At 42.3% G+C, this 4,598-nt stretch carries 1 protein-coding gene; it reads right to left on the bottom strand.

Features of this window, described 5'->3' with window-relative positions:
* The coding region (locus HMPREF2877_RS10900) for a lectin-like domain-containing protein (RefSeq protein ID WP_305366761.1) at nucleotides 1-4,502 on the bottom strand (4,502 nt) is incomplete at its 3' end.
* Nucleotides 4,503-4,598 lie beyond the last annotated feature (96 nt).

Genomic DNA, 4,598 nt, shown 5'->3' with positions numbered 1-4,598 from the left:
GCCGACTCACTCGCACTCGTTAAAGCACTTTGCGATGCGGATGTACTTGCGGATTCACTGGCGCTTGTACTTACAGATTCACTTTCTCTTGCGGATGTGCTTGCTGATTCACTGGCAGATGTACTTGTACTTGTTGATTCTGACTTGTACACAGTATCTGATACCGTTTCACTTTGTGTATATGTTGTTAGTGGGTATTGAGATTGATTTGTTTGATTCTTATCGAAATCTTTGTAATAGACTGTTGCAACACCATCGTTACTGATTTCAATACTTGCAATACGATCTCGGCCATTTGCAATCACTCTATCATGCGCCTTCATGATTTCTTCACGAACTTTAGCTTTATCTGTCTCTGTTAAGTGACCGATATCCTTTACTTGTGTAACAGTTATCGAAGGCTTGTTAAATAGATCTTTTAATTGACCTTGTCTAACACCAAATTCATCAGATAAAGTCTTATTTCCACTTAGGTCGACTGCTTCTACACGACGTCCCCAACGGTTACCTGCTCCCCAAATCAAGTCACTCTTTGGAACAACGGTAAAGGTAAAGGTTGTCTGGTCATCGCTCATAACGGTATTGATAATATTTGGAATAGCACCCGTTCCCCAGTTTGTATTTCCCTGGAAGAAATCTGAAAGGACAGTCGCATTCCCAGTTACTCGTAAGGTAGCAAGCTTACCGCTATTGTCTTTACCAGTAACGGTCACTTGGATGACATCTCCAGCATAGAAAACATAGTCACCATTTATTCCTATCTGAGGATCTTTGCCGTTTACCTTAACCTTATACTCAACAGTTGGTTTCACTGTTTCTGCCGTAATCGTCGCTGTAGCCTTTTCTGAAGTTTCCCCTTCAAATGTGCTTGTAGCCGTAACAGTACCTACAGGCAATAAGCCATTGTTATCATCATAGGCTTGCTTCAGATCCTGTGCCGTAAAAGTAACACTTTCATCACTAGCTCCTGCCTCCTTGGTAAACTGATGCCCATTCAAAGTCAAAGTGACCGTGGAACTAGGTAGAACGTTCGTGACTTGAATAGATTTACCTGGTAAGCCACCTGTCTCTGTCACTGACTCCTCAGAGATCACTGGAGTAGGGATAACCGTATATTCGGCAGTTATTGGAATCGTCAGAGGGATATCTGACTTATCATCTGTGATCGTATAAGCAATGTCTAATGTAGCTTTCCCAGCAGTTGTAATGTCTGGTCCTAAGCCATCTCTGAATTCCCCTATAAACTTAGGATTTCCCGTAATAGTCACCCAACTAGCCGGATCTTTACTAGTTCTATAATTTTCATCTTCTACATTTTGATGGAAAACTTTGTGTTTGGTTGTAACTTCAATAACACGGTGTTCAAGTGTCGTTGAAGTCGTAAGCAATTTAGAAGTATCCGTCGTTGCCCCATAACGCCCCACATCATAAATCCGCTTAATAGCATAGGTAAATGTTCCCGTGTTATCAACTGTTAATGGGATAGTGGTAGAGCTGACTCCAGATGCATCTGTCCATTTTGTTGTATAAGAAACATCTGTAGTGTCTGACTTAATATAATCACTCTCATCTGTTCCATTATGAAGACCTTGGCCTTTAAGATCATAAATAGGACTCTTAGCTTCAATCGTCGGTAAAATGGTGTAAGGAACTGAAACCGTGTAAGTTTGAGAATCCCCTGGAAGTTGAACAGTAACCTCCGCAACTCGATCCCCTACCGTATGGGTATTGATTAGATCTTTTGAAGTCTTCCAACGTACTGAACTTCCTGAAGGCAAAGCCAAATCATTAGCTAATTTTACAAAATTACTTGGAATACTTAGTTCTGGAGAACTTTCCCGATAAAGAGCATAGATCTTATCCACTTTCGCTTTAGGTGCAGCATAAGTCGCTAATTTTGAATTTCCAGAAGCTGTGTAAGTCGCTGTGCCACCTGTTTCTGTCGGCCCTGTCTTAGATGTACTTGCTTGGATATTTCCATATGGCAAAGCTGTTGTGACTGTGACAGTTGCATTCCCAGATGCATCAGCTACCGCAGTTCCAATAGCCCTCCCTGCCGAATTGCTCAACGTAACAGTTGCACCTGGTGAAGCTGTTACTGCAATCTGCTGATTCTTCATACCAGCTTTACCGGTCAAATCAGTCGTGATTGTTGCTACTTTTGGATTGACCGTTACGACAACATCAATCTCTTTAGTGGCTCTATGTCCTGCTCCATCCTCACCAGTTTTTACAATAACTGTTTTCGTGAATTTTCCGATTTGATCCATGCTCGGAGCATCATTGTTTTTCCAAGTGAAGGTATCATTGGCCACAGGAGTGATTGCATTCGAACCAGATGCATACTGTACTGCGCTGATTGCATTAATTGTAACATTGTCACCTTGAGTAAAGATCCAAGATCTCGTAGGGCTTGGTGTCGGGTTGGCAACAAGATCATAAACAATGTGTCGGAAAGTAGATGAAACCGTCAGTAACTTGCTGGATTCCGTTTCACCATACCGACCCTTTGGAAAAACTGCTTTTAACGTATAGTCTTTATAACCTACCGTATCGGTATTGATATTATCAATCTTCGTGACCCCATCATAAAGTCCCCAAGACATCCCTGAAGGATACCAACCACCCGTACCTAATTTCGTAAGGTAACTGTAATAACCACCACCTGAAGCTGAACCATTTGTCAGTGATTGTCCTTTAAAGTCGTAGATTGGACTTTTGGCGCTAAGAGATGGATAAACAGTGTAGGGGATATCAACTGTTTGAACATAGCCATTCGGCATGGTGACTTTTACAGTAGCCTGTTTATCACCTTGATCAGACGTATCAAAAGGTGTTAAAAATTCATACTTGGTATCACTTGGTAGGGTCACACCTGTTTGAGTCTTTACAAAATTTTGAGCGACAGTTAAATCAGAGGCATTTTCACCAACATAGGTATAGATACGATCCACCTTTTTCTCTACTGTAGGAGAGTAGGTATAGGTAACCGTTACCTTTCCTTTTTTAAATTCAATCTTGTTTCCGCCTCTGTAGAGATTATAAGTGTTGGCATTATTTCGTTGGACTTTGTAACCAGGAATGTCCAAGTAACTCGTTAAATCTTGGACATTGCCTCCTAGACCAGAAATGGTTTTAGATGGCTTGAGCTCTGCCCCCGTAATATCATCTACATACTTGATCGTAATGTAAGATCCACCTGTGGTGTAATCGAAGGATTCCAATTGGAATTGCTGTAGGTTCCATGCACCACCTGTGGATGCAAATAGTGCAAAAGCTAATTCTTCATTCCCAGCTGATTGATGGGTCACAGCACGCGTTGCTCCAAGCCAGGTTGCAATATTCTTAGTAAAACTCTGGCCAGCATAAGTAACTGTCATATCTTTGGTTTTACCGTTGTAGGTTACTGTATAGTCTTCAAGAGTATTACTTGTAGGATTTACTGTTAGCTTTTTAGCCGTACTATCTTCCGTATTTACCCTACCATTCACATTCTGAATCCAACCACCGAAAGCACCACCACCTCTCAATCTGTACGGATCTTTTTCTGCCATCTGTACAGCTTTCGGTGTGCTCGTATTATGAAAAGTATCTAGTTTAAAACCAAAGGAAGATTTTAGATTATTTCCCCCCATCCCAAGACTAGCACCAGCGTTCCCTATGACACCAATACCAGCTGTAGAGAAAATAGCGGCAATCCCATCTCCCCCCTCATGAACAGGAGTATTCCCCTCATAAGCATCACCTAGATTGATTTTCCCTTTTAGTACGAAACTTTCGTTCATATCAATCTTGTTTTTCAAGGTGTAAGAACCAGCTTGGCTGGTGGTATTCGTCAAGGTTACCACACCATTATTTAAAGACGCTGTCCCCTTTGTCTCGAAATAATCTTCTTGATCTTCCGGCGTAACATGAAGTGCTGCTTTTGGCGTGTAAGTAGCATTTCCAATATTTGTTGCTGCTCTGAAACCTGTTCCTGTCGGAAGTGCTCTCCCATTACGGCTGTCTCGAAGTCCAGAATTTGCACGCAACACCGTATTGACCACAGTATTACGGGTTCTAGTAGCTTCAGAGATAAGAGCGTTGAGGTCAGCATTTGGATCTGTCAAAGCATTTTGAATCGCTTCAATCGTAGTCTTTCCTTTTAGAAGGGCACTTTCCGCTCCTTCACGATTGCCTAGTCTTCCTAGATAAGTTCCAATTTCAGTAGACAGTGAGTTAAGCTTGGCTTCTTGCTCTTGACGCTTCTTATCCGCCTCAATACTCACCGCCAGAGCAGTATTAGCTACTGCTGTAACTTCTGAGGTAACCTCTGCTGCTTGTGCTGAGACTGTCGGTACTGACGCTCTTGTTGTTAAATCTGATGAATGTGATGTCTCATTGGTATCTAAACCTTCTGAACGCATTGAGCCTGTACCACTTTCAGGCCCCGTCTGGCTCGTAGCAGTAACATGACTACTTGATGTCTCACTGGCATGCCCTGTCGCCTTTGAACTACTCATTGAAACTGAAGTAGATTCCGAAGCTTTCTGCGAAGCCGAAGCACTTGTTGAAGCTGACGTACTGGCAGAGGTTGAGACTGAGGTCGAAAGGCTCGC

This window comes from Streptococcus sp. HMSC072D03, from assembly GCF_001812855.1.
GTDB lineage: Bacteria > Bacillota > Bacilli > Lactobacillales > Streptococcaceae > Streptococcus > Streptococcus salivarius_D.
This window is presented reverse-complemented; position numbering and strand designations above follow the sequence as displayed.